The sequence below is a fragment of the Amycolatopsis sp. lyj-84 genome (assembly GCF_046549075.1).
In the GTDB taxonomy this organism is placed as follows: Bacteria; Actinomycetota; Actinomycetes; order Mycobacteriales; family Pseudonocardiaceae; genus Amycolatopsis.
This window is the reverse complement of record NZ_JAJPWO010000001.1, coordinates 267,610-288,165: the sequence shown is the minus strand read 5'-3', so window position 1 is coordinate 288,165 and position 20,556 is coordinate 267,610. Positions and strand designations below refer to the sequence as shown.

Below are 20,556 nucleotides of genomic sequence, written 5' to 3'. Positions count from 1 at the left end.
GGCTTGTTTCGGTTACTTCGCGGCGATCGCGTCCAGTGCGATGCCCGCGACCGCTTCCATCGCCGTCCGGTCGGCGCCGCGCCGGGACATCAGCCGGAGCCCGGCCACGGTGCTGTGCGCGAACTCGGCGAGGTCTTCCGGCTTGCGGGAGCCGTCGACGGTCCCGTCGATCTGCCCTTCTCTGGCGCAGGCCGAGAGAAGGACGAGGTGTCGTTCGGTGTCGGCGTCGATCCGCGCTTTGATCTCGGGATCACGGTCACCGAACTCGGCCACGGTGTTGACCACGAGGCAGCCCCGGCCTTGGTGGGCGACTTCCTCGTCGATCGTGTACGAGAACAGCGACCGGAACCGCTCGACGCCGGTCATGGCGTCCTCCAGCAGTGCCGTCCTGGCCGCGATCCCGCGCTCCGCGTAGTGATCGAGCGCGCGCATGAACAGTTCGTGCTTGCTGCTGAAGGTGTTGTAGATGCTGCTGCGGCCCAGGCCGGTGGCTTCGCAGAGGGCCTGGGTCGACGTGCCCTCGTAGCCGCGAACCCAGAACGCGTCCATGGCGCGCCCGACCGCGGCGCGCTCGTCGAATTCCTTCGGCCTGGCCATGGGAACGACCGTACCAGGTTTTGGATCGCTCAGTTCAAAACGGGCCGAGTCAGCGTGCGGGGCGCCACAGCGGCAAGATGACAGGGTGGGTTATGACGCGCTGCTTTGGCTTTCGTTCGGTGGTCCCGAGGGGCCCGATGAAGTGATGCCGTTCCTGGAGAACGTCACGCGGGGCCGGGGGGTCCCGAGGGAACGGCTGCTCGAGGTCTCCGAGCACTATCAGCACTTCGGCGGGGTTTCGCCGATCAACCGCCTGAACCGGGACGCGATCTCCGCGGTGGAGAAACAGCTCGCCACGGCGGGGATCGACCTGCCCGTCCACTTCGGCAACCGCAACTGGCGGCCGATGGTCGAGGAGACGCTGGCGGAGATCACCAAAGCGGGCGCTCAGCGTGTCCTGGTGTTCCCCACGAGCGCGTACGGCGGCTACTCCGCCTGCCGTCAGTACGACGAGGACATCGAGCGCGCCCGCGCGTCGGTCGGCGACGGTGCGCCGGAACTGGTGAAGCTGCGGCAGTTCTTCGACCACCCGCTGTTCATCGCCGCTTTCGCCGACGCCGTTCGCGCCGCGCACGCGAAACTGGGGAACCTGCCCGGAACCAGGACGGTCTTCTGCGCCCACTCGGTGCCGGACTCGGCCGACGCCGCGGCCGGGCCGCCCTCGGAAGGCGGCCACCGCTACTCGCGCCAGATCGCCGAGGCCGCCCGTCTCGTCGCGGCCGAGGCGGGGATCGAGACCTACGACGTCGTCTGGCAGTCGCGCTCCGGCCCGCCGCAGGTGCCGTGGCTGGAGCCGGACATCGTCGACCACATCGACGCGTTGCACGCGGACGGCGTCACTTCGGTGGTGGTCTGCCCGGTGGGCTTCGTGTCCGACCACCTCGAAGTGATCTGGGACCTCGACAACGAGGCCGCCGAACGGGCCGCCGAACACGGCATGGGCTTCGCGCGGGCGGCGACTCCGGACACGGATCCGCGCTTCGCTGAGCTGGTCGTCGAGCTGGTCCGTGAGCACACGGAGGGGGTTCCGGCGCGGAAGTTGTCACCGTTCCCGGCCGCCGGGTGCACGGTGAACGGCGCGCCCTGCGCTGTGGGCTGCTGCGAGCCTGCGAAGCGCCCCGCGCGTCCGTAGTCGGTCGCCCCTCGTGAGTGGTGAGGACGGTTCTGGTGGTCCCGTATTTGCCTGCCCGCTGGCTGCTGATGTCGTCTTGGTGAGCTTGTGCTGGAGTGTCCGGGCTTGATCAACGGAGGTTTGGGGACGTTGAGTGTCCCCGATCTTCCGTTGATCAAGTTTCGAGGCCGGAACACTCCTCGACGATGAAGGATTTGGGACACTCAACGTCCCGATTCCTTCACGCTCGACTGTGCCGCCGCCGCCACGTCACCTTCGCCCTGGTCACGCGTGGGTAGGCAAACACCGGTCCGCCCTAACCGCCCGTACCACTCACGAGGCGATGCTCAAGGAACTGCCGGAGAACTCACCGCACTGGAGGGTGAGGCCGGGATTCGGCCCACCGATCATGTCCTCCGCCCGTCCCTTGATCTCGTACTGGACTTTGTTCGCGAGTTCGCGCGGAGTTCCCCGTAGTCGGCCGCCGAGGTGGGGGACGGGTTCCGTACTGGCTTCGTCGTATCGCGGCCCGCATGCGCTGAGCAGGGCGATCGACGCGGCGGCGAGGGCCGGTGCGGCGCGGCGGTTCATCGGGCTTTCCTTCGCGTGGCGGTGATCCGTGACAGGTGCAGGTCGATCAGGGCGATGGCCTCTTCGCCGGTCTGGTAGCCCAGCAACACCGCGTCTCCCAGTCCGGACACCAAGGCCAGGAGTGAGACGGCCTCGGCGCGCGGGTCCACAGTGGACACGAGGGCACCGTCGTCCCGTGCGGCTGAGAGCATGGCCGCCACCGCGTCGCGGAGCTGGCCGTGGCCGGTCCGGAAGTGACCGGCGATCTCCGGGTCCTTGAGCGCGCGCACCAGGAAGGCGTTGGCCACCAGCGCGCCGTTCCGGGCGGCGTCGTCGAGGGGGAGCAGTGCGACGAGCAGATCCCGGACGCCGGGTTCGCCGGCCGTGGCGATGCGCTCCTCGACTCCGCCTCGCAAGGTCGTCGCCGCGTAACGCAGCATGTCGTCCCTCGACGCGAAGTAGTGCTGGACGAACCCCTTCGAGATGCCGGCTTCGGCCGCGACCTCGTTCAGGCTGACCGCTTCGAGTCCCCGGTCGGCCGCGATGCGGCGGACGGCCGCGGCGATCTGCCGACGCCGTTCCTCGTGATCGACTCGTTTGGGCAACCCCGCCTCCTTTGCGGTCCGATCGGATTGCAAACTTGTCACCAACCGCTTTACAATCCGATCGTACCGTAACGAGGAGGGGTGCGAATGAAGGTGGGCGGTTTTTCCACGCCGGAGGCGCGAGCCGAGTACGAGGCCGTCTACGAACGAGGTCTGGCGGCTTTGCCCGCTCCGGCCGGGATCCACGACGTCCCGACGGCGTTCGGGGTGGCGCGGGTGTACCGGTTCGGGCGGCCGGGCGGCACGCCGATCGTGCTGCTGCCCGGACGCGCGGGTACCGCGGTGATGTGGGCACCCAATCTCGAGGCGCTGCTCCGGCACGGCGAGGTGTACGCCGTGGACCTCATCGGCGAACCCGGGCGCAGCGAACAGACGGTTCCCATCCGCGATGGCGCGGATCAGGCCGCCTGGCTCGGGACGGTGCTCGCGGAACTCGATCTGACGGCCGTGCACCTGATGGGGTACTCGTTCGGTGGCTGGCTCGCGGCCAACTTCGCCGCGCGAGCGCCGGGACGGCTGAAGTCGGTCACGCTCATCGATCCCGTACTGACGTTCGGCGGACTGACCGTGGGATTGGTCGTCCGTGCCACGCTTTCCGCGATCCCCGTCGTCGACCGATGGGCCCGCCCGTCGTTCCTCCGATGGATTTCCGGGGGTGCGGAGGTCGACGCCACGGATCCGGTCGCGCGGGTGATCGACGAGGGAATGCGGACCTACCGCATCGCCCTGCCGTTGCCCCGGTTGATCACCGACGATCAGCTGCGTTCGCTGCGTATGCCCGTGCTGGCCCTGGTGGCCGGGCGCAGCGTCATCCACCACCCGGCGCGTGCGGCCGCGCGCGCCCGGGACCTGCTGCCGCGGGGAGAGGTCGAACTATGGCCGTCGGCGACCCATGCCATCGCGGGGGAAGCGGCGGCGGAGGTCAATGCGCGTGTGCTGACTTTCCTGGCCGACTGCGAAGCCATCGGAAACGCGCCGTCGTGACCGCGCGCGGTGGCCGGAATCCGACGCTCGTGCTCCTGCTCTGGGATGTCGCGCTGCCCTTGGCCGCCTACTACGGGCTTCGGCTCGCCGGACAGAGCGAGCAGGTCTCGCTGCTGGCGGGGGCCGCGATTGCCGCTTTCCGGATCGTCTGGGTCGCTGTCCGGGACCGCTCGTTCGACGGCTTCGCCGCGTTGCTGGCCGGAGTCCTCGGCGTCGGGCTCGTCCTTTCGCTGTTCACCGGTGACGCGAGATTCTTGTTGCTGAAAGAGTCCTTCGGTACCGCGACCGCGGGGATCGTGCTGCTGGTGAGCTGTTTCAGCCGCACTCCGATGGTGCTCATCGCCGTGCGTGCCGGGTCGAGCGTGGCCAAACGCGCCGAGATCGACCGGCTCGCCGGCGAGGTGCCCGGCTTCCGTCGCGCGTTCACCCGGATGTCCGCGGTGTGGGGAGTGGCCCTGCTCGTGGAGGCCGTGGTGCGGGTGCCGCTGGTCTACACCTTGTCGGCCGACGTGATGAACGGGGTGAGCGTGGTCTTGCTCATCGCCGTCATCGGCGGGCTTTCGCTGTGGTCCGTCCGATATGCCGGGAAAGTTCTGGCTACGGGTGGCGGTCCGCCTGGTCCGCGAACACCCGCACCGCTTCGTTGATCGCCGCGTACCGGGCACCCCTGACGGCATCGGCCAGCGGCCGCAACGCCTCGGCCCGCCGCAGCGCCGCCGATGCCGACAGCGCGCCGCCCGGATCGTCGGACTCGGCGATCGCGAGGATCGCCGCGATCTCTTCCGCCCGCTGAAGCACCCGCAGCGATCGGCTGGGCATCCCGGCGGGCCAGGGCGCGTCGGTGGCCGACCGCAGCCGCGCCGAGAGTTCCGCACGGACACCCGGCCGGTCGCGGGCGACGTCGAGTGACTGCAGCGCGCCGGCGCTCGCGCGGATCGCGTCGGTCAGGCCGTGTTCCGACTCGCCGAGCGGCCGGTACTCGAGGACACCCGGCGTCGGCACCGAATAGACGGTCCACCGCATCAACCCCTCGGCGATCGCCTCGGGGACGAGCCCGTAGCCGAGATCCGGCAGGACGACGGCCTCGCCGGTCCGCAGCGCGGCCTCGGTGAACGGGCCGCCACCGCCGAGGCCGCGGACGTCGCCGGGCACCGGGAGGAGCAGGTGGAGGCTCTTCGCGCCCTGCGAGCGCAGGGCGAGGAGCAACTGGACCGGAGTCGCCGCGCGGTTGAACGCCAGCGGCAGGTCGAACGCCTCGGCGGCCGCGGCATCCGCGGCGACGACGTCGTGGGCTTCGCCCCAGACCTGAAGGGCGTCAAGGACGTCGTCGGAGGCGGCGGCTCCGTTCAGCCACGCCGAAGACCAGACCGCGAGGGTCGCACTAGGACGGCACACCGCGTTGATTTTAGTCGTGCTTTCTACGAAACCGGGAAATGGGCACGTTATCGAGGGGTGAAGCAGAGGTGTCGTGCACGGGCGCGGGCTTGGTGGCCTGCCATCGCGCCGGTCCGCCCGAGGGGGTCGTGAGTGGCGATTCGGCTTAGTGAGGGGTAAGGCAAAGGTGGCGTTGTGGCTGAACCCAAGGTGAGCGAGCGCGAGACTCGCGTGATTGGACACGGATCTCGCGTGCTCGGACGGCGAACTCGTGTGATCGCCGCCCGATCACCCGTGAACGCCCATCCCGCCCGAACACGCACGGTCGCCCTTTCCTCACGGACCCTTCGGTTTCAGCAGCCTCAGGTGGAAGGCCTCCGCCACCGCGGCGGCCCGGTCACCGACGCCCAGCTTTCCGTAGATGTTCAGCAAATGGGACTTCACGGTCGCTTCGGTGATGAACAACCCCGCGGCGGCCTCCCGGTTGGTGTTCCCGGCCGCCACCAGCCGCAGCACCTCCAGTTCCCGCTCGCTGAGCGGCCCCGGCGCGGGCGTGCGCATCCGGTCCATCAGCGTGGCCGCGACCGACGGCGCGAGCACGGCCTCGCCCCGGGCGGCCGCGCGGACGGCTCGGAGCAGTTCGTCACGGGGCGCGTCCTTGAGCAGGTAGCCCGTCGCACCGGCTTCGATGGCGGGCAGCACATGCGTGTCGGCGTCGTAGGTGGTCAGGACGAGTACTCGCGCCGGATTTCCCCTCTCGGCCAGCTCGCCGATCGCGGTGACGCCGTCCGTTCCCGGCATTCGCAGATCCATCAGGACGACGTCCGGGCGCAGGTTCTCGGCGAGCCGGACCGCTTCGGCGCCGTCGGTGGCTTCGCCGACGACCTCGAAGCCCGGATCGCGGGCGAACATGCTGCTCAGACCATCGCGGACGACGGGGTGATCGTCGGCGATGAGCAGCCGGATCGGTGACTCAGGCATGGGCTCCTCCCAGCGGGACGCACGCGGAGATCCCGGTGCCCCCGCCCGGTTCCGACTCGATCCGCAGCGTTCCCGCGAGACTTTCGATCCGTTGCCGCATCGAGGTGAGGCCGAAGCCGGTCCCGGTGGTGTCGCCCCGGGGGCTCAGCGGATCGAACCCCCTGCCGTCGTCCCGGACGTCCACGGCCACCTCACCTTCCAAGTACGACAGCGTCACGCCGGCGCGGGTCGCGCGGGCGTGGTTGGCGACGTTCGCCAGTGCCTCCTGCGCGGTCCGCAGCAACGCGACCTCGGTCTCGGGGGACAGCGGCACCGCGGTCCCGGTCGTGGTGACCCGCACCGCGACGCCGTGCAGCGCCGACCATCGTTCCGCGACACCGTCCAGCGCCTCGCCCAGCCGCGACGTCCGCAGGGGTTCGGGCCGGAGCGCGTGCACCGAACGCCGGGCTTCGGTCAGGCTTTCCCTCGCCAGCGCCGTCGCCGCCGTGGTGCGCCGCCGCCAGGAGTCCGGATCGTGCTCGGCCGCCTGCAACTGCGTGATGATCCCGGTGAGACCCTGCGCCAGCGTGTCGTGGATTTCCCTGGCCATCCGTTCGCGCTCGCCGTGCACGGCGGTTTCGCGCGCACGGGCGAGCAGTTGCTCGTGTAGGGCGGCGTTCTCGGCCAGGCTCGCCTCCAGCCTCAAGTTGGCTTCGGCCAGCTCCCGCAAGGCCTCCTCCCGTTGCCGGTTCCGTTCGTCGCCGCGCCAGGCGAACCAGGCGAAGGCGCACATCGGCCCGATGTTGGCGGCGAGGACGGCGAGGTAGCTCAGCACCCCGGCGACCGTGGTCTTGTCCACGCCGTAGGCCTGCGCGGTCCCGGCGACCACCGCCGCCGCGGCGACGCCGGGTACCAGCCAGGGCCACGGCAGGAGCCGGAACGCGTACACGTACAGCACGGGCGTGAAGCAACCGAACCAGGGCGCTTCGACCACGAGGACCAGCGTGATCGCGGTCAGCACGCCGAGGAAGACGGCCGTCACCGGCAGGCTCGATCGCCACGACCGGGGTGCCACGAGCATGCCGAGCATCCAGCCGGCGGCGACCCCGCACAGGACGAGCTCCTTCACCAGGGGTCCGTCGGCCACGAACGTGAAAGCAGTGAGGATCGCCAAGAGTACGAACGACAGCACCGTCACTACCGGGCTTGCCTCCGGCTCGACGCTCATCCACCACCTCCTTCATCAGCGTGCGGCCCACCGCCGGGGCACGGGTCCAGTCTGCTGCGCGGCCGCCCGCTCCCACATCAACCGACCTCTTGAGGTTCCCTCCACCGTTCGGTTGATCCAGAGCTGGAGTTGCTTCACGTCGACAGGGGCCATGATCGCGACGTAGCGTCGAACGGGTGAACGATGTTCCCGCAACTCTGCCCCGGACCGCCGGGGACCTTCGCGCGGCCGGCCACCTGCCGCGTTCGATCAAACAAGAACTGCACGACAACCTTCTCGCCAAGCTCCGCGCCGGGGAAGACCCGTGGCCCGGGATCGTCGGGTTCTCGCGCACCGTGCTGCCCCAGCTGGAGCGCGCGCTGTTGGCCGGGCACGATGTCGTCCTCCTCGGTGAACGCGGCCAGGGCAAGACCCGGCTGCTGCGTACCCTCGCGGGACTCCTCGACGAGTGGACGCCCGTCATCGAGGGCGCCGAACTGGCCGAACACCCGCTCGACCCGATCACCCCGGCATCGCGCCGCCGTGCCGCCGAACTCGGCGACGCCCTGCCGGTGACCTGGCGCCACCGCGACGAGCGCTACACGGAGAAGCTGGCCACCCCGGACACTTCGGTCGGTGACCTGATCGGCGACGTCGACCCGGTGAAGGTCGCCGAAGGCCGCAGCCTCGGCGACCCCGAGACCATCCACTTCGGACTCGTCCCGCGCGCCCACCGCGGCATCGTGGCGATCAACGAGCTGCCCGACCTCGCCGAGCGCATCCAGGTCGCGCTGCTGAACGTGATGGAGGAACGCGACATCCAGGTCCGCGGGTACACCCTGCGCCTGCCACTGGACGTGCTGCTGGTGTCGACGGCCAACCCGGAGGACTACACCAACCGCGGCCGCATCATCACCCCGCTCAAGGACCGCTTCGGTGCGGAGATCCGGACGCACTACCCGCTCGACGTCGAGTCCGAGATCGCGGTCGTGCGGCAGGAGGCGCATCTGGTCGCCGAGGTCGGCGAGCCGCTGCTGGAGGTGCTCGCCCGGTTCGTGCGGAACCTGCGCGAATCGCCCGCCATCGACCAGCGGTCCGGTGTCTCGGCCCGGTTCGCCGTCGCGGCGGCGGAAACCGTGGGCGCGGCGGCGCTGCGCCGGTCCGCGCTCACCGGTGAGGAGCCCGCCGTGGCGCGGCCGGTCGACCTCGACGCGGTGCCCGCCGTGCTGCGCGGCAAGCTCGAATTCGAGCCGGGGGAGGAGGGACGCGAGACCGAGCACCTCGTGCACCTGCTGCGCCGGGCGGTCGCGGAGACGGCCCGCGCGCGGTTCGCCGGACTGGATCTCGTGCCGCTGGCCGACGCCGTCGAGAGCGGGCATCTGGTGGCCACCGGGGAACGCGTACCCGGCAAGGACGTCCTCGCCGCCCTGCCCGAACTTCCGGTGCTCCACGACGTCGCCGCGCGGGCGGGCGTCGGCCCGGACGAACCGGCGGGCCGGATCGCGGCCGCGGTCGAACTGGCGCTGGAATCCCTGTTCCTGTCGAGGAAACTCGCCAAGGATTCGGACGACACGACGACCGTCTACGGCCGATGAGCACCGTCCCGGAGGGGTATTCGTACGGGCCGTGGCACGACGGCCCGGATCCGCTGGCGCCGCCCGCCGACCTGCGGGACGCGCTCGACGAGATCGGCCGGGACGTCATGGCGGGCGCCTCGCCCCGGTCCGCGCTGGAAGAACTGTTGCGGCGCGGCACCCCGCGCACCGCCGGGCTGGACGAGCTGACCAGGCGGCTCTGGCAGCGACGGTCGGAGATCCAGCGGCGGCACCGGCTGGACGGCACGCTCCAGGAGGTCCAGCGGCTGCTGGACGAGGCGCTGGAGGCCGAGCGGCGCGAGCTGTTCCCCGACCCGGACGACGACGCCCGCTTCCGCGAGGCGCAGCTGGACGCGCTTCCGCCGGGAACGGCGGCGGCCGTCCGCGAACTCGGGCAGTACGACTGGCGCTCTCAGCAGGGCCGGGAGAACTACGAGAAGATCCGCGACCTGCTCGGGCGCGAGCTGCTGGATTCCCGCTTCGAGGGGATGAAGGAAGCACTCCAGAACGCCGGGCCGGAGGACGTCGAGCGCGCCAACCGGATGCTCGCCGACCTCAACAGCCTGCTGGCCGCGCACGCTCAGGGTCGTGAGGACGTCCCCGAGCGGTTCGCGGAGTTCATGCGCGAGCACGGCGAGTTCTTCCCGGAGAACCCGAAGAGCGTCGAGGAACTGATCGACGTCCTCGCCGCTCGCGCCGCGGCCGCGCAGCGGATGCTCAACTCGATGACGCCGGAGCAGCGCGCCGAACTGGCCGAGTTGTCACAGCAGGCGTTCGGCGATCCCCGGCTCGCGCAGCAGCTGTCCACTTTGGATTCCCAACTGAAGGCGCTGCGGCCCGGCGAGGACTGGACGTCGTCGGAACGCTTCCGGGGCAACGATCCACTCGGTCTCGGCGAGGGCGCCCGGGCGATGTCCGACCTCGCCGAACTGGACGCACTGGCCGAACAGCTCGGCCAGTCCTACCCCGGCGCGAGGCTCGAGGACATCGACGTCGACGCCCTCGAACGTCAGCTCGGACCGGACGCCGGAGTCGACGCGCGGCGGCTGTCCGAACTGGAACGCGAACTGCGGCGGCAAGGTCTCTTCGAACGCGCGCCCGACGGCACGCTCCGGCTGTCTCCCAAGGCTTTGCGACGGCTGGGGGAGACGGCGCTCGCCGACGTCGTGGCCGCGTTGCGCGGCAAGGCGGGTCAGCGGGAGACCGAATCGGCGGGCGCGGCGGGCGAGCCGACCGGTGCGACCAGGCCGTGGCGGTTCGGGGACATGCAGCCGTGGGACGTCTCCAGGACGGTCCGCAACGCGGTACTGCGCTCGGTCTCGGTGGGCGAACGGTCCGTCCGGATGGACGTCTCCGACGTCGAGGTGATCGAGACCGAGCACCGGTCGCGCGCGGCGGTCGCGCTGCTCGTGGACACCTCGTGGTCGATGGTGCAGGAGGGCCGCTGGCTGCCGATGAAGCGGACGGCGCTCGCGCTGCACCAGCTGATCAGCACCCGGTTCCGTAACGACGCGCTCCAGCTGATCACCTTCGGTCGCTATGCCACGTCGGTCGAACTGGCCGAGCTGGTCGGCCTGGAAGGCGCCTGGGAGCAGGGCACCAACGCCCATCACGCCCTGTTGCTCGCCGGACGGCATCTGCGGCGGCATCCCGACGCGCAGCCGGTGGTCCTGATGGTCACCGACGGCGAGCCGACGGCGCACCTGGAACCCGACGGAACGGCGGAATTCGACTACCCGCCTCAGCCGAGGACGCTGCTCAAGACACTGTCCGAAGTGGACCGGATGGCGAAACTGGGCGCGTCGGTCACGGTGTTCCGGCTGGGGGACGATCCGCGGCTGACGGAGTTCGTCGACCTCATCGCGCGCCGCTCCGGCGGCCGGGTCGTCGCTCCCGACCTCGACGGACTCGGTGCCGCGGTGGTCGGCGACTACCTGCGGACCAGGAAGCGGTAGCTCAGCGGCCGGTCACCTTGATCCTGGCGCCCCGCGCCGGTTCCAGGGTGATCGGCCGCGACCGGGTCCGTTCCGGGCGCGCGTGTTCCGGGGCGACGGTGAACCGGCCGAACAGCTCCCGCAGCACGATCGTGGCCTCCATCAGGGAGAACCCCGCGCCGAGACACCGCCGCGCGCCGCCGCCGAACGGCAGCCAGCTACCGGCGGGCGGCGAACCCTCGAGGAACCGCTGCGGCCGGAAGACCTTCGCGTCGGGATGGTGCTCGTCCTCGCCGTGGACGACGATGATCGACGGCATGACGTCGAACCCCGCCGGGATCCGGTAGCCGCCGATCTCGACGTCCTCGGTCAGCCGCCTGACGACCTCGCCGACCACCGGGCGCAGCCGCATCGCCTCCTTGATCACTGCTTCGAGCGCTTTCTCGTCGCCGTCGTCCGCCGCGCGCGTGGTGAACGCGGCCTGCGCGGGGTCGCGGGAAAGCTCGTGCAGTGCCCAGGCGAGCGCGGTCGCGGTGGTCTCGTGGCCCGCGAGCAGCAGGGTGACCAGCTGATCGCGGAGTTCCACATCGGTCAGTTCGTCCCCGTCGCCGGGCACGGTGATGAGGCGGGACAGAACGTCCGTGCGCTGGTCGAGGTCGGTGGCCCGGCGTCGCTCGGAGATCTCGGCGTAGAGCAGCTCGTCGACCCGCGCCTGGCGTTCGGCGTAGGTGCGCCAGGGGCGGTAGCGCTGCAGGCGAGGGGTCTGCCAGCCGATCAGGTGGATCAGCCCGAGTTCGACCAGATGCCCGATCAGCCGTCGCAGTTCGTCGAGCCGTGGTCCTTCGGCGACGCCGAACACCACCCGCAGGATGATCTCCAGGGTCAGCGCACGCATCCGGTCGTGCGCGCCGAACGCCCGGTTCTCCGGCCAGCGGTCGAGTTCGGCCCTGGTCAGCTCGGTGATCATGTCGCGGTAGCCGCGCAGGGCAGCGCCGTTGAACGCGGGCATCAGCAGCTTCCGCGCGCGCAGGTGCAGGTCCTCGTCGGTGACCAGGACGGAGTGCTCGCCCATCAGCGGCTTCAGGACGATGTTGCCCTCGCCCCCGTGGAAGGTGGTGACCGATCCGGAGAACACGGTCTTGATGTCCTCGAGATCGGTGAGCATGACGATGTCGCGATGCGGCATGAACCTCATCCGGACGACGGATCCGTAGCGGCGCTTGAGCAGCGGGAGCACCTGATGCCGGAGATTGCCGACGACGAGCGTCTGGACGAGCCCGGGCAGCCGGGGCCCGGGCGGAAGTGCGGCCGGCACGGTGGTTCCAGCTGTCCCCATCCTTCGTTTCTACGCGCGGTCCGGGAGGGAGTCCACCTACGCTGGGCCGATGGGGTATCCGGTGGGGAAGGTCGCGGCACTGTCGGGCATCACCGTGCGCACGCTGCACCACTACGACGAGATCGGCCTGCTGTCACCGAGCGGGCGGACGGCCGCGGGCTACCGCAGCTACAGCGAAGACGACCTCGACCGCTTGCAGCGGGTCCTGTTCTACCGCGAACTCGGGTTCGGGCTGGAAACGATCGCGAAGGTCATCGAGGACCCGGACGTGGACGCGCTGGAGCACCTGCGGCGTCAGCGCGTGCTGCTCGTGGAACGGATCGGAGAGCTGACCCGGATGGTCGACTCCGTCGACCGGGTGATCGAGGCCAAGCAAGTCGGCGCCGCGCTGACGCCGGAGGAGCGGTTCGAGGTCTTCGGCGAGTACCGCGAACCGGAGGGTTACGCGGAGGAGGCCGTCCGCCGGTGGGGCGAGACCCCGCAGTGGCGGGCGGCGGCCAGGCCACTGTCCAAGGAGGAGTGGATCGAGGCGGAGAAAGTCCGGCAGGACTGGGTGGGCCGTCTGCTCGACGTCGTCGAATCAGGCGCGCCCGCGGACAGTGCCGCAGCGATGGATCTCGCCGAGGAGCACCGCCTGATGCTGGCCGCGTTCATGGGCGAGTGCGGTCACGCACTGCACCGCGAGATCGCCGGGATGTACGCGACTGACCCGGTCCAGCTCGGCTTCCTGGTGCGCGAGCCGGACCAGCGGCCGGGCCTGGGGGAGTACATCCGGGACGCGGTCGACGCCAACGCGGGCCGGTCCTGAACGGGCGAGTTCGGTTACTCCGGCCGTGTCCGGCTCCCACCGGACGGGAACGGCGCGGCGGCTCCGCTTACAGTCGGGGTATGCAGACTTGGTCATCGGTCGACGTGCCCCGTATCCCCGGCACCCCCCGTCCGCTGCGGCTCCACGACACCGCGACGGGGCAGATCCGCCCCACGGCGCCCGGGTCCACCGCCCGGATGTACGTCTGCGGCATCACGCCGTACGACGCCACCCATCTGGGGCACGCCGCCACGTATCTGACATTCGACCTGGTGAACCGCCTGTGGCGCGACGCCGGGCACGACGTCCACTACGTGCAGAACGTCACGGACATCGACGAGCCCCTGCTGGAGCGGGCCGAGCGCGACAAGGACGACTGGGTCGTCCTCGGCATGCGCGAGACGGCGTTGTTCCGCGAGGACATGACCGCGCTGCGGGTGCTGCCGCCGCGGCAGTTCGTCGGCGCCGTGGAGAGCATCCCGGAGATCGTCGAAGTCATCGCCAAGCTGCTGGCGAACGGCAGCGCGTACCGCGCCGACGACGCGGACTACCCGGACATCTACTTCGACCACAACGCGACCGGGCATTTCGGGTCCGAGTCGAACTACGACGCCGAGACCATGGCGAAGTTCTTCGCCGAACGCGGCGGCGACCCGGACCGGCCCGGCAAGCAGCACCCGCTCGACGCGCTGCTGTGGCGGATGGCGCGGCCCGGCGAGCCGTCGTGGGAGTCCGAACTGGGCGCGGGGCGGCCGGGCTGGCACATCGAGTGCAGTGCGATCGCGGTCAACCGGCTCGGTCTCGGCTTCGACGTCCAGGGCGGCGGCTCGGACCTGATCTTCCCGCACCACGAGTACAGCGCCGCGCACGCGGAGGCCGTCGCGGGGGACCGGCCGTTCGCGCGGCACTACGTGCATGCCGGGATGATCGGCCTCGACGGCGAGAAGATGTCGAAGTCGCGCGGGAACCTCGTGTTCGTCTCCCGGCTGCGTGCCGACAAGGTCGACCCGGGCATCATCCGGCTCGCGCTGTTCGCCGGCCACTACCGCGAGGACCGGCCGTGGACCGCGCAGTTGCACGCGGACGCCGCCGACCGCCTCGGGCGCTGGCGCGATGCCGTCTCGCTCGGCACCGGCCCGGCCGCCGAGGACACCGTCGCTCGCCTGCGTGACCACCTCACTGACGACCTCGACACGCCCAAGGCGCTCGCGGCCGTCGACGCCTGGGTGGAGCAGGCGCTGAACCGTTCGGGTACCGACCCGGCGGCGCCCGGGCTGATCCGGAACGCCGTCGACGCGCTGCTCGGCATCGAGCTCTGAGAAACGTCATGAAAGGGGCTTTCGGGACGAAATTCATTCTGAAAGCCCCCTTCATGACACCCGTATAACGCCCTACACGGCGAGGCGACCGGCTTCCAGCCGGAGGTGGTCGCCCGCCCAGTCCCGTCGCAGCCACCGATCATGGGAAGCGATGACGACGGCACCGGGTGCGGCTTCGAGCGCGGCGAACAACTCCTCGGTCAAGGTGAGCGAGATGTGGTTCGTCGGCTCGTCCAACAGGAGGACCTCCGGCGGATCGGCGATCAGCAACCCCAGCGCGAGCCGCCGCCGTTGCCCGACCGACAGCGCGCCGACCCGGGTCCCGAGATCACGCGGAGCCAGCAGGCCGAGGCCGCGCAATGGTGGAGCGTCCTCGCCGAGAGCTTCGGCGTAGGTCCGCTGGGCGGTCTTCTCCGGTTCGGCGAACGCGACATCCTGTGCCAGCAGGCCGATCCGCACCCCGCGTCCGGAAAGGACGGTCCCGGAGTCCGGCGTCAATGAGCCGGCGAGGACGGACAGCAGCGTCGACTTCCCGGCGCCGTTCCCGCCGGTGATCAGGAGCCTCGACGTCGTCGTGATGTCGAGGGTCGCCAGGCGCAGCCGCCCGGCGATCTCGAGGTCCCGTACCGAGATCGCCGTCTTGTCCTCACCGGGTTCGCCGGTCAGCCCGCCCTGGAACCGCAGGGGCGCGGGTGGTTTCCGCACCTGGTCGCGTTCCAGTTCGTCCAGCCGCAGTTGCGCGTTGCGGACCCGGCGTGAGATCTGCTTCTGCACTCTCCCGGTCTTGAAGTCGTAGAGCATCTTGGCGTTGTCGCGCTGCGGCCGGTTGTGCGCGACGTTGCGCGCGGTGACGGCCACCGATTCGCGCAGTTCCTTGAGTTCGTCCTGCTCCTCGGCGTAGCGCTGTTCCCAGCGCGCCCGCTCGGCCCGTTTCTGGTCGAGGTAGTCGGAATACGTGCCGCCGTACCGGGTCGGGCCGCCCAGCGCCGGGTCGAGGTCGACGATGTCGGTGCACACCGCGTCGAGGAACACGCGATCGTGTGACGACAGTACGAGGACACCGGTCAGTGAAGCGAGATGGTGCTCCAGGAACTCCATCGCGGCGTCGTCGAGATGGTTCGTCGGCTCGTCCAGGATCAGCGTTCCCGGCCGCCGGATCAGCAACGCGGCGAGGCCGAGTCTCGACCGCTGCCCGCCTGACAGCGTGCCCAGTTCCCGCGCCGGATCGATCCCGGCGAGCCCGAGACCCGCGCACACCACCTCGGCCCGCCTGTCGGCGTCCCAGAGATCGTGCGCCTGGGCCCATTCGAGCGCGGTGCCGTACTCGTCGAGCACTGCCGTGTCGTCCGGGCGTTCAGCGAGCGCTTCGGTCAGTTCGTCGAGTCTCGCCGACGCTTGCCGGATCTCGGCGAGCGCGTCGTCGATGACGTCGGAGAACCGCGCTGTCAGCGGGAAAGGTAACTCCTGCAAGAGGAATCCGAGGTCGTCGCCGCGCAGCACCTCGCCGGCGTCGGGCTCTTCGACCCCGGCCAGCAGCCGCAGGAGCGTGGACTTGCCGACGCCGTTCTCGCCGACCAGTCCGAGCCTCTGCCCGGCCGAAGCGGTCAGGTTCACGCCGTCGAGCACGACGCGGGCGCCGTAAGAGTGGACGAGGTCCTTGGCGATCAGGGAAAGAGACATACGACATCACCGCGTTTCTTCGGACATGGGGAATCCCCGCCGGGCCTCGTCGCTTACGGGAGCAGTGCTCGACCGAAGCCGCCTCGGAACGGGGAAGGTGCGATGTCAGTTCTTCATGATGCGAGGATTCTAACGCAACCAGCGTAGCGTTAGTCAACCCCATTTTCGGGAGACCCGGATCGCAGCCGGGTGGCTTCTCGTTCGGCGAAGGCGCGCCCCTCGGTCATGACGCCGAGCAGCGCGGCGAGCTGGCGTCGGTCCAGGCGGCCGAGGCGGTCGCCGAAGAACCGGGCCATGGGGGAGTACAGGTCGGAGACCTCGCCGAGCCGGTCCGGCAGCGGGCGGATCAGGAGGCGGCGGCGGTCGGCCGGATCCGGGACCCGTTCGACCAGGTTCTGGGCCTCCATGCGATCGATCATCCGTGTCGCCGCGCCGGTGGTCATGCCGAGCGCCTGTGCCAGCCGGGTCGGGGAGGTCGCGGCGCCGCTGATGACCAGCTGGAGTCCGTGCAGCTCGGTGGCGCTGATCCCGAGCCGGTCCGCCATGGCCGTGTGGAACAGGACGGTCGCGCTGACGAACCGGGGGATCTCCAAAGCCGCCGCGGTGGCGAGTTCTCGCTGGTCAGGCATGTGTATTCCTGGTGCAGTAGTTGACTTGTGCAGTTACTGAGGTGTGCAGCAGCTGTCGCGGCAAGGGTATCGAGGGTCGTTTGACATCCTCGCGGCCACCTGCAACTCTGAAAGAGAACTTTCGAAAGACTTCTTTCAGATTGGATCGGGACGATGGCCGGGTTGCCGCCGCGCAAGCGGATCGAAGACGTCGAGCTGATGCGGGCGCTGGCGCATCCGCTGCGTTCGGCGCTGGTGGACCACCTGATGGCGGTCGGTCCGCGGACCGCGAGCGAGTGCGCGACGGCAGTGGGCTCGACGGCCTCGAACTGCAGCTGGCACCTGCGTCAGCTGGCCCTGCACGGTCTCGTGGAGCGGGTCGAGGGGGAGGACGGGCGAGAACGGCCGTGGCGTGCTTGCCAGGTCGGCATCGAGTTCGGCGACGATCCGGAACTGCGCGGGGCGCAGCTGGCGGTCGTGGGAACCGCGCTGGCGCGGGAGAAGGAGCTGATCGAGCGCTATTTCGACGCCGCCGACCAGCTCGACAAGGAATGGCAGGACGCGTCCGGGATCAACACGTACTCGCTGCGGGTGACCGCGGCCGAGCTGGACGAGCTGGTCCGGGGGATCGACGCGCTCGTGCGGCCTTACGTCAGCACGATCCGCGAAGACGCTCCTGAGGGGGCCCTACCCGTCCACTTGGGACTGCGGGCGTTCCTGCGGATCGACGCCGAGGGGAAGCCGAGCGCATGAAACCGTTGAGAGAGCCCGCCTTCGCGCGGTTGTGGACCGCCGCCTTCTTCTCCGAAACCGCCGAGTGGATGCTGCAGATCGCGCTGCCGGTGTTCGTCTTCCAGGCGACCGGTTCCGCGGCCACCACGGCGTTGAGCATCGTGCTCGGTCTGCTCCCCGCGGTCCTGCTCAGCCCGGTCGCCGGGGTGATCGCGGACCGCTGGAACCGGCGGCTGGTGCTGTGCGTGGTGTGCGCGGGACAGGCGTTCGTCGCGCTGCCGCTGCTGTTCGTCGCGTCCGGCGGGCCGGTGTTCGTGATCTACGGGGTCATGGCCGCGCAGGCGGGCCTGGCCTCGCTGTTCGAGCCCGCCCGCAACGCGCTCGTGCCGGAGCTGGTCGCGCCGGACGAGCTGATCGGCGCCAACGGCCTCATGAGTATCAACGGCAGTGTCGCGCGTCTCGCCGGAGGCTGGGCGGGCGGCCTCCTGCTCGGTTTCGGTGGCCTGGGCTGGGTCGTGGTGGCCTATCTCGGCGTGCTGGTGGTCGGCTCGGCCCTGCTGGCGCGCCCGTTCCGGCGGGTCGCCGCGCCCAAGGAGGCGGGACCGCACGAGCCGGTGCTGAGAGCCTGGCTCGACGGGCTTCGCGAGATCGGCCGCGAAGGGCGACTTCGCCTCGCCGGGGTCGTCGTGGTGCTGACGTCCCTGGCACAGGGAATGTTCCTGGTGCTGTTCGTGGTCTTCGTGCTCGACATCCTCAACGGCACCGAAGGCGACGTCGGCCTGCTTCGCGGTGTGCAAGCGCTCGGTGGGCTGGCCGCGGGATTCGCCGTCGCCACCGTCGCCCGCAAGGTCGCGCCCGCCGCTCTGCTCGGCTGGGGAGGACTCGCGCTCGGCCTGCTCTCTGCGGTGATCTGGAACCTGCCGGCCCTGACCGCGTCGCTGGGCGTCTTCATCGGACTTTTCGGGCTCGTCGGCGCCCCCGGGGTGCTGGCCGGATCCGGTCTGCTCTCGCTGGTCCAGACGACCGCGTCCCCCGAGCGATCCGGCCGCGTGCTGAGCACCATGTTCGCCGCGACGGCCGGGTTCACCGCGCTGGGCGCGCTGCTGGCGGGCGGGCTGGTGAGCGTGCTGGGCACCGGCGTCCTGCTGAACGTCCAAGCGGGCCTGCACGTCGCTTCGGCGGTGACCGTCCTGTGGGTCGCGGCGTCGGGCCGGTCACGCCGTGATGCGGTTTCGGCGGTTCCCCGGTCCGGGTGAAGCTACGGTGGTGGAGTGCCGCATCTCTTCGCCACCAGCGATCTCCACGTCACCCATGAAGGCAACGCCCCGCTCGTCGACGAGGTCGTGCCCCGGACCCCCGACGACTGGCTGCTCGTGGTCGGTGACGTCGCCGAACGTGCCGAATCCGTGATCAGGGTGCTCAAGACCTTGCGGGAACGCTTCGCGAAGGTCGTCTGGGTGCCCGGCAACCACGAACTGTGGACCACCCAGAAGGACGAATGTCAGCTGCGGGGCCAGGCGCGCTACGAGCACCTGGTCGACCGCTGCCGGGAGATCGACGTGCTCACCCCGGAGGACCCGTACCCAGTGTGGGAGCACCAGGACAAGCCGCTGACGATCGCCCCGCTGTTCGTGCTCTACGACTACAGCTGGCGCACTCCCGCGGCCGACGGGCTGCCGTTGCTGGCGGCCGTCGAGCAGGCGCGCGAGGCCGGCGTGCTGTGCACGGACGAGTTCTTCCTGCACCCCGACCCGTATCCCAGCAGGCAGGCGTGGTGCGCCGACCGGGTGAAGATCAGCACGGAGCGGCTGGAGGCGATCCCGGAGGACCACGGGACGATCCTGATGTCGCACTGGCCGCTGCACCGCCACCCGACCGCGCCGCTGTACTACCCGGAGTTCGCGCTGTGGTGCGGGACGACCGAGACCGAGGACTGGCACCTGCGTTTCCGGGCGGAGGTCGCCGTCTACGGGCATCTGCACATCCCGCGTTCGACCGAGGCGGACGGGGTGCGGTTCGAGGAGGTTTCGCTCGGCTATCCGCGTGAGTGGCGGAAGCGTGCCCGGGGACCCATTCCGCTGCGGCGCATCTTCTAGCGGCCTCGTGAGTGGTCGCGGAGTGCTATGAAAGGCCCGTTACTTGCAGAATTTGCAAGTAACGGGCCTTTCATAGCGCGCGACGCGACCGAAGAAGAGCGCTCAGCCCCGTCCCGGGCCGTCCTGACCGGGACGACGACGCCGCAGGTACCGCTCGAACTCGGCCGCGATCTTGTCGCCGCTCACGTCGTCCAGCGTGAACTCGGTCTCCGCGTCTCCGCGCTCCTCGAGTCCCCGGACGTACTCGGTGATCTCTTCGTCCTCTTCGGCCATCTCGGTGACCGTCCGCTGCCACTCCTCGGCCTGCTCGGGAAGGGCACCGAGCGGGATCTCGACGTCGAGGACGTCCTCGAGCTTGTGCAGCAGCGCGAGTGTGGCCTTGGGCGACGGCGGATGCGAGACGTAGTGCGGCACGGCCGCCCAGATCGACACCGCCGGTACGCCGGCCTGCACGCAGTAGTCCTGCAGAACCCCGACGATGCCGGTCGGGCCCTGGTAGTTGTTCAGCTCCAGGCCGAACTGGGAAGCGGTGTCCTTGTCGTACGCCGTCCCGGTGACCGGGACGGGCCGGGTGTGCGCGGTGTCGGCCAGGAGCGCGCCGAGGGTGACGACGGTCGCGACGTCCATCTGCTGGATGTGCTCCAGGAGTTCGGCGCAGAAGGCGCGCCAGCGCATGTTCGGTTCGGGCCCCTGGACCAGCACGATGTCCCGGCTGATGCCTTCCGGGCGGCAGACCGAGAGCCGGGTGGTCGGCCAGTCGACCCTTCGGGTGACGCCGTCCACCATGCGCACGGTCGGTCTGCTCACCTGGAAGTCGTAGTACTCGTCCGGACTCAGCTCGCTCAGTGGGGTCGCATCCCAGTTGAGCTGGAGGTGCTCGACCGCCCGGCTGGCCGCGTCACCTGCGTCGTTCCATCCTTCGAAGGCGACGATCATGATCGGCTTGGTGTCATCCGGGTGGTCGCGGCCGGGCCGCTGGGTCTCGTCGACGGGCTCACTCACCGGACCAGCCTACGACCAGACGGCTGTCCGCCGTTGAG

General features: G+C 70.0%; 20 protein-coding genes. 10 read left to right on the top strand and 10 right to left on the bottom strand.

The annotated features are described in order from the left end of the window. Nucleotides 1-12: 12 nt before the first annotated feature. Nucleotides 13-597 (bottom strand): TetR/AcrR family transcriptional regulator, encoded by a 585-nt coding sequence (locus ACLJRM_RS01435; RefSeq protein ID WP_410661961.1) that lies wholly within the window; start codon nucleotides 595-597, stop codon nucleotides 13-15. 85 nt (nucleotides 598-682) lie between these two features. On the opposite strand from ACLJRM_RS01435, the gene ACLJRM_RS01430 reads away from it, so the two are divergent. Further along, the gene (locus ACLJRM_RS01430; RefSeq protein WP_101607644.1) at nucleotides 683-1,729 is read left to right on the top strand and encodes a ferrochelatase; all 1,047 of its coding nucleotides are present in this window, start codon (nucleotides 683-685) and stop codon (nucleotides 1,727-1,729) included. A gap of 312 nt (nucleotides 1,730-2,041) precedes the next feature. Here the strand turns inward: ACLJRM_RS01430 and ACLJRM_RS01425 are convergent, their stop codons facing one another. Together ACLJRM_RS01425 and ACLJRM_RS01420 are read right to left on the bottom strand one after the other, a co-directional pair. Then, nucleotides 2,042-2,299: a hypothetical protein gene (locus ACLJRM_RS01425; RefSeq protein WP_410661960.1), complete on the bottom strand. Its 258-nt coding sequence runs from the start codon at nucleotides 2,297-2,299 to the stop codon at nucleotides 2,042-2,044. Further along, entirely contained in the window at nucleotides 2,296-2,883 is a 588-nt protein-coding gene (locus tag ACLJRM_RS01420; protein ID WP_101607645.1) for a TetR/AcrR family transcriptional regulator, read from the bottom strand. The genes ACLJRM_RS01425 and ACLJRM_RS01420 overlap by 4 nt, the downstream gene beginning before the upstream one ends. Nucleotides 2,884-2,970: 87 nt before the next feature. Between ACLJRM_RS01420 and ACLJRM_RS01415 the strand changes: the two genes are divergently transcribed. Together ACLJRM_RS01415 and ACLJRM_RS01410 are read left to right on the top strand one after the other, a co-directional pair. Continuing rightward, the gene (locus ACLJRM_RS01415; protein WP_101607646.1) at nucleotides 2,971-3,867 is read left to right on the top strand and encodes an alpha/beta fold hydrolase; all 897 of its coding nucleotides are present in this window, start codon (nucleotides 2,971-2,973) and stop codon (nucleotides 3,865-3,867) included. Continuing rightward, the gene (locus ACLJRM_RS01410; protein ID WP_410661959.1) at nucleotides 3,864-4,514 is read left to right on the top strand and encodes a VC0807 family protein; all 651 of its coding nucleotides are present in this window, start codon (nucleotides 3,864-3,866) and stop codon (nucleotides 4,512-4,514) included. The genes ACLJRM_RS01415 and ACLJRM_RS01410 overlap by 4 nt, the downstream gene beginning before the upstream one ends. On the opposite strand, the gene ACLJRM_RS01405 is transcribed toward ACLJRM_RS01410, so the two are convergent. The 3 genes from ACLJRM_RS01405 to ACLJRM_RS01395 form a co-directional block, all read right to left on the bottom strand. Further along, entirely contained in the window at nucleotides 4,465-5,262 is a 798-nt protein-coding gene (locus ACLJRM_RS01405) for a hypothetical protein (protein WP_101607648.1), read from the bottom strand. The genes ACLJRM_RS01410 and ACLJRM_RS01405 overlap by 50 nt on opposite strands. 315 nt (nucleotides 5,263-5,577) lie before the next feature. Then, complete coding sequence (locus ACLJRM_RS01400; protein ID WP_410661958.1) at nucleotides 5,578-6,222, bottom strand: response regulator; 645 nt, start codon at nucleotides 6,220-6,222, stop codon at nucleotides 5,578-5,580. Further along, nucleotides 6,215-7,429 (bottom strand): sensor histidine kinase, encoded by a 1,215-nt coding sequence (locus ACLJRM_RS01395; RefSeq protein WP_410661957.1) that lies wholly within the window; start codon nucleotides 7,427-7,429, stop codon nucleotides 6,215-6,217. Before ACLJRM_RS01395 ends, ACLJRM_RS01400 begins: the two co-directional genes overlap by 8 nt. A gap of 176 nt (nucleotides 7,430-7,605) precedes the next feature. Between ACLJRM_RS01395 and ACLJRM_RS01390 the strand changes: the two genes are divergently transcribed. Then, nucleotides 7,606-9,003, top strand: a complete 1,398-nt coding sequence (locus ACLJRM_RS01390) for a sigma 54-interacting transcriptional regulator (RefSeq protein ID WP_410661956.1) — start codon at nucleotides 7,606-7,608, stop codon at nucleotides 9,001-9,003. Beyond that, the gene (locus ACLJRM_RS01385) at nucleotides 9,000-10,958 is read left to right on the top strand and encodes a vWA domain-containing protein (RefSeq protein WP_410661955.1); all 1,959 of its coding nucleotides are present in this window, start codon (nucleotides 9,000-9,002) and stop codon (nucleotides 10,956-10,958) included. Before ACLJRM_RS01390 ends, ACLJRM_RS01385 begins: the two co-directional genes overlap by 4 nt. A 1-nt stretch (nucleotide 10,959) precedes the next feature. On the opposite strand, the gene ACLJRM_RS01380 is transcribed toward ACLJRM_RS01385, so the two are convergent. Further along, the gene (locus ACLJRM_RS01380) at nucleotides 10,960-12,273 is read right to left on the bottom strand and encodes a cytochrome P450 (RefSeq protein ID WP_410661954.1); all 1,314 of its coding nucleotides are present in this window, start codon (nucleotides 12,271-12,273) and stop codon (nucleotides 10,960-10,962) included. A gap of 49 nt (nucleotides 12,274-12,322) precedes the next feature. On the opposite strand from ACLJRM_RS01380, the gene ACLJRM_RS01375 reads away from it, so the two are divergent. Further along, nucleotides 12,323-13,081 carry a MerR family transcriptional regulator gene (locus tag ACLJRM_RS01375; RefSeq protein WP_410661953.1) on the top strand — a complete coding sequence of 253 codons (759 nt, stop codon included), beginning with the start codon at nucleotides 12,323-12,325 and terminating at the stop codon, nucleotides 13,079-13,081. Between the two features lie 80 nt (nucleotides 13,082-13,161). Continuing rightward, entirely contained in the window at nucleotides 13,162-14,400 is a 1,239-nt protein-coding gene (gene mshC / locus ACLJRM_RS01370; RefSeq protein ID WP_101607655.1) for a cysteine--1-D-myo-inosityl 2-amino-2-deoxy-alpha-D-glucopyranoside ligase, read from the top strand. 72 nt (nucleotides 14,401-14,472) lie between these two features. Here mshC and ACLJRM_RS01365 read toward each other — a convergent pair whose 3' ends face one another. Continuing rightward, nucleotides 14,473-16,080 carry an ABC-F family ATP-binding cassette domain-containing protein gene (locus ACLJRM_RS01365; RefSeq protein ID WP_410661952.1) on the bottom strand — a complete coding sequence of 536 codons (1,608 nt, stop codon included), beginning with the start codon at nucleotides 16,078-16,080 and terminating at the stop codon, nucleotides 14,473-14,475. Between the two features lie 149 nt (nucleotides 16,081-16,229). Next, the gene (locus tag ACLJRM_RS01360) at nucleotides 16,230-16,709 is read right to left on the bottom strand and encodes a MarR family winged helix-turn-helix transcriptional regulator (RefSeq protein ID WP_101607657.1); all 480 of its coding nucleotides are present in this window, start codon (nucleotides 16,707-16,709) and stop codon (nucleotides 16,230-16,232) included. 153 nt (nucleotides 16,710-16,862) lie between these two features. On the opposite strand from ACLJRM_RS01360, the gene ACLJRM_RS01355 reads away from it, so the two are divergent. Genes ACLJRM_RS01355 through ACLJRM_RS01345 form a run of 3 tightly spaced genes read left to right on the top strand, consistent with a single transcriptional unit; the run spans nucleotide 16,863 to nucleotide 19,516 of the window. After that, on the top strand, nucleotides 16,863-17,441 hold the full coding sequence (locus ACLJRM_RS01355; protein ID WP_101607658.1) for an ArsR/SmtB family transcription factor: 579 nt from the start codon (nucleotides 16,863-16,865) through the stop codon (nucleotides 17,439-17,441). Beyond that, nucleotides 17,438-18,676 carry an MFS transporter gene (locus ACLJRM_RS01350; RefSeq protein ID WP_410661951.1) on the top strand — a complete coding sequence of 413 codons (1,239 nt, stop codon included), beginning with the start codon at nucleotides 17,438-17,440 and terminating at the stop codon, nucleotides 18,674-18,676. The genes ACLJRM_RS01355 and ACLJRM_RS01350 overlap by 4 nt, the downstream gene beginning before the upstream one ends. Nucleotides 18,677-18,691: 15 nt before the next feature. Next, nucleotides 18,692-19,516, top strand: coding sequence for a metallophosphoesterase family protein (locus ACLJRM_RS01345; protein ID WP_410661950.1), 825 nt, complete (start codon nucleotides 18,692-18,694; stop codon nucleotides 19,514-19,516). A gap of 102 nt (nucleotides 19,517-19,618) precedes the next feature. Here the strand turns inward: ACLJRM_RS01345 and ACLJRM_RS01340 are convergent, their stop codons facing one another. Further along, complete coding sequence (locus tag ACLJRM_RS01340; RefSeq protein ID WP_101607661.1) at nucleotides 19,619-20,518, bottom strand: PAC2 family protein; 900 nt, start codon at nucleotides 20,516-20,518, stop codon at nucleotides 19,619-19,621. Nucleotides 20,519-20,556: the final 38 nt, after the last annotated feature.

Excerpts from the sequence above, each read along its gene's own strand:
- ACLJRM_RS01435 (WP_410661961.1), bottom strand. The coding sequence starts at position 597 with ATGGCCAGGCCGAAGGAATTCGACGAGCGCGCCGCGGTCGGGCGCGCC.
- ACLJRM_RS01425 (WP_410661960.1), bottom strand. The coding sequence starts at position 2,299 with ATGAACCGCCGCGCCGCACCGGCCCTCGCCGCCGCGTCGATCGCCCTG.
- ACLJRM_RS01415 (WP_101607646.1), top strand. The coding sequence starts at position 2,971 with ATGAAGGTGGGCGGTTTTTCCACGCCGGAGGCGCGAGCCGAGTACGAG.
- ACLJRM_RS01400 (WP_410661958.1), bottom strand. The coding sequence starts at position 6,222 with ATGCCTGAGTCACCGATCCGGCTGCTCATCGCCGACGATCACCCCGTC.
- ACLJRM_RS01395 (WP_410661957.1), bottom strand. The coding sequence starts at position 7,429 with ATGAGCGTCGAGCCGGAGGCAAGCCCGGTAGTGACGGTGCTGTCGTTC.
- ACLJRM_RS01385 (WP_410661955.1), top strand. The coding sequence starts at position 9,000 with ATGAGCACCGTCCCGGAGGGGTATTCGTACGGGCCGTGGCACGACGGC.
- ACLJRM_RS01380 (WP_410661954.1), bottom strand. The coding sequence starts at position 12,273 with ATGGGGACAGCTGGAACCACCGTGCCGGCCGCACTTCCGCCCGGGCCC.
- ACLJRM_RS01375 (WP_410661953.1), top strand. The coding sequence starts at position 12,323 with ATGGGGTATCCGGTGGGGAAGGTCGCGGCACTGTCGGGCATCACCGTG.
- mshC (WP_101607655.1), top strand. The coding sequence starts at position 13,162 with ATGCAGACTTGGTCATCGGTCGACGTGCCCCGTATCCCCGGCACCCCC.
- ACLJRM_RS01365 (WP_410661952.1), bottom strand. The coding sequence starts at position 16,080 with ATGTCTCTTTCCCTGATCGCCAAGGACCTCGTCCACTCTTACGGCGCC.
- ACLJRM_RS01360 (WP_101607657.1), bottom strand. The coding sequence starts at position 16,709 with ATGCCTGACCAGCGAGAACTCGCCACCGCGGCGGCTTTGGAGATCCCC.
- ACLJRM_RS01355 (WP_101607658.1), top strand. The coding sequence starts at position 16,863 with ATGGCCGGGTTGCCGCCGCGCAAGCGGATCGAAGACGTCGAGCTGATG.
- ACLJRM_RS01350 (WP_410661951.1), top strand. The coding sequence starts at position 17,438 with ATGAAACCGTTGAGAGAGCCCGCCTTCGCGCGGTTGTGGACCGCCGCC.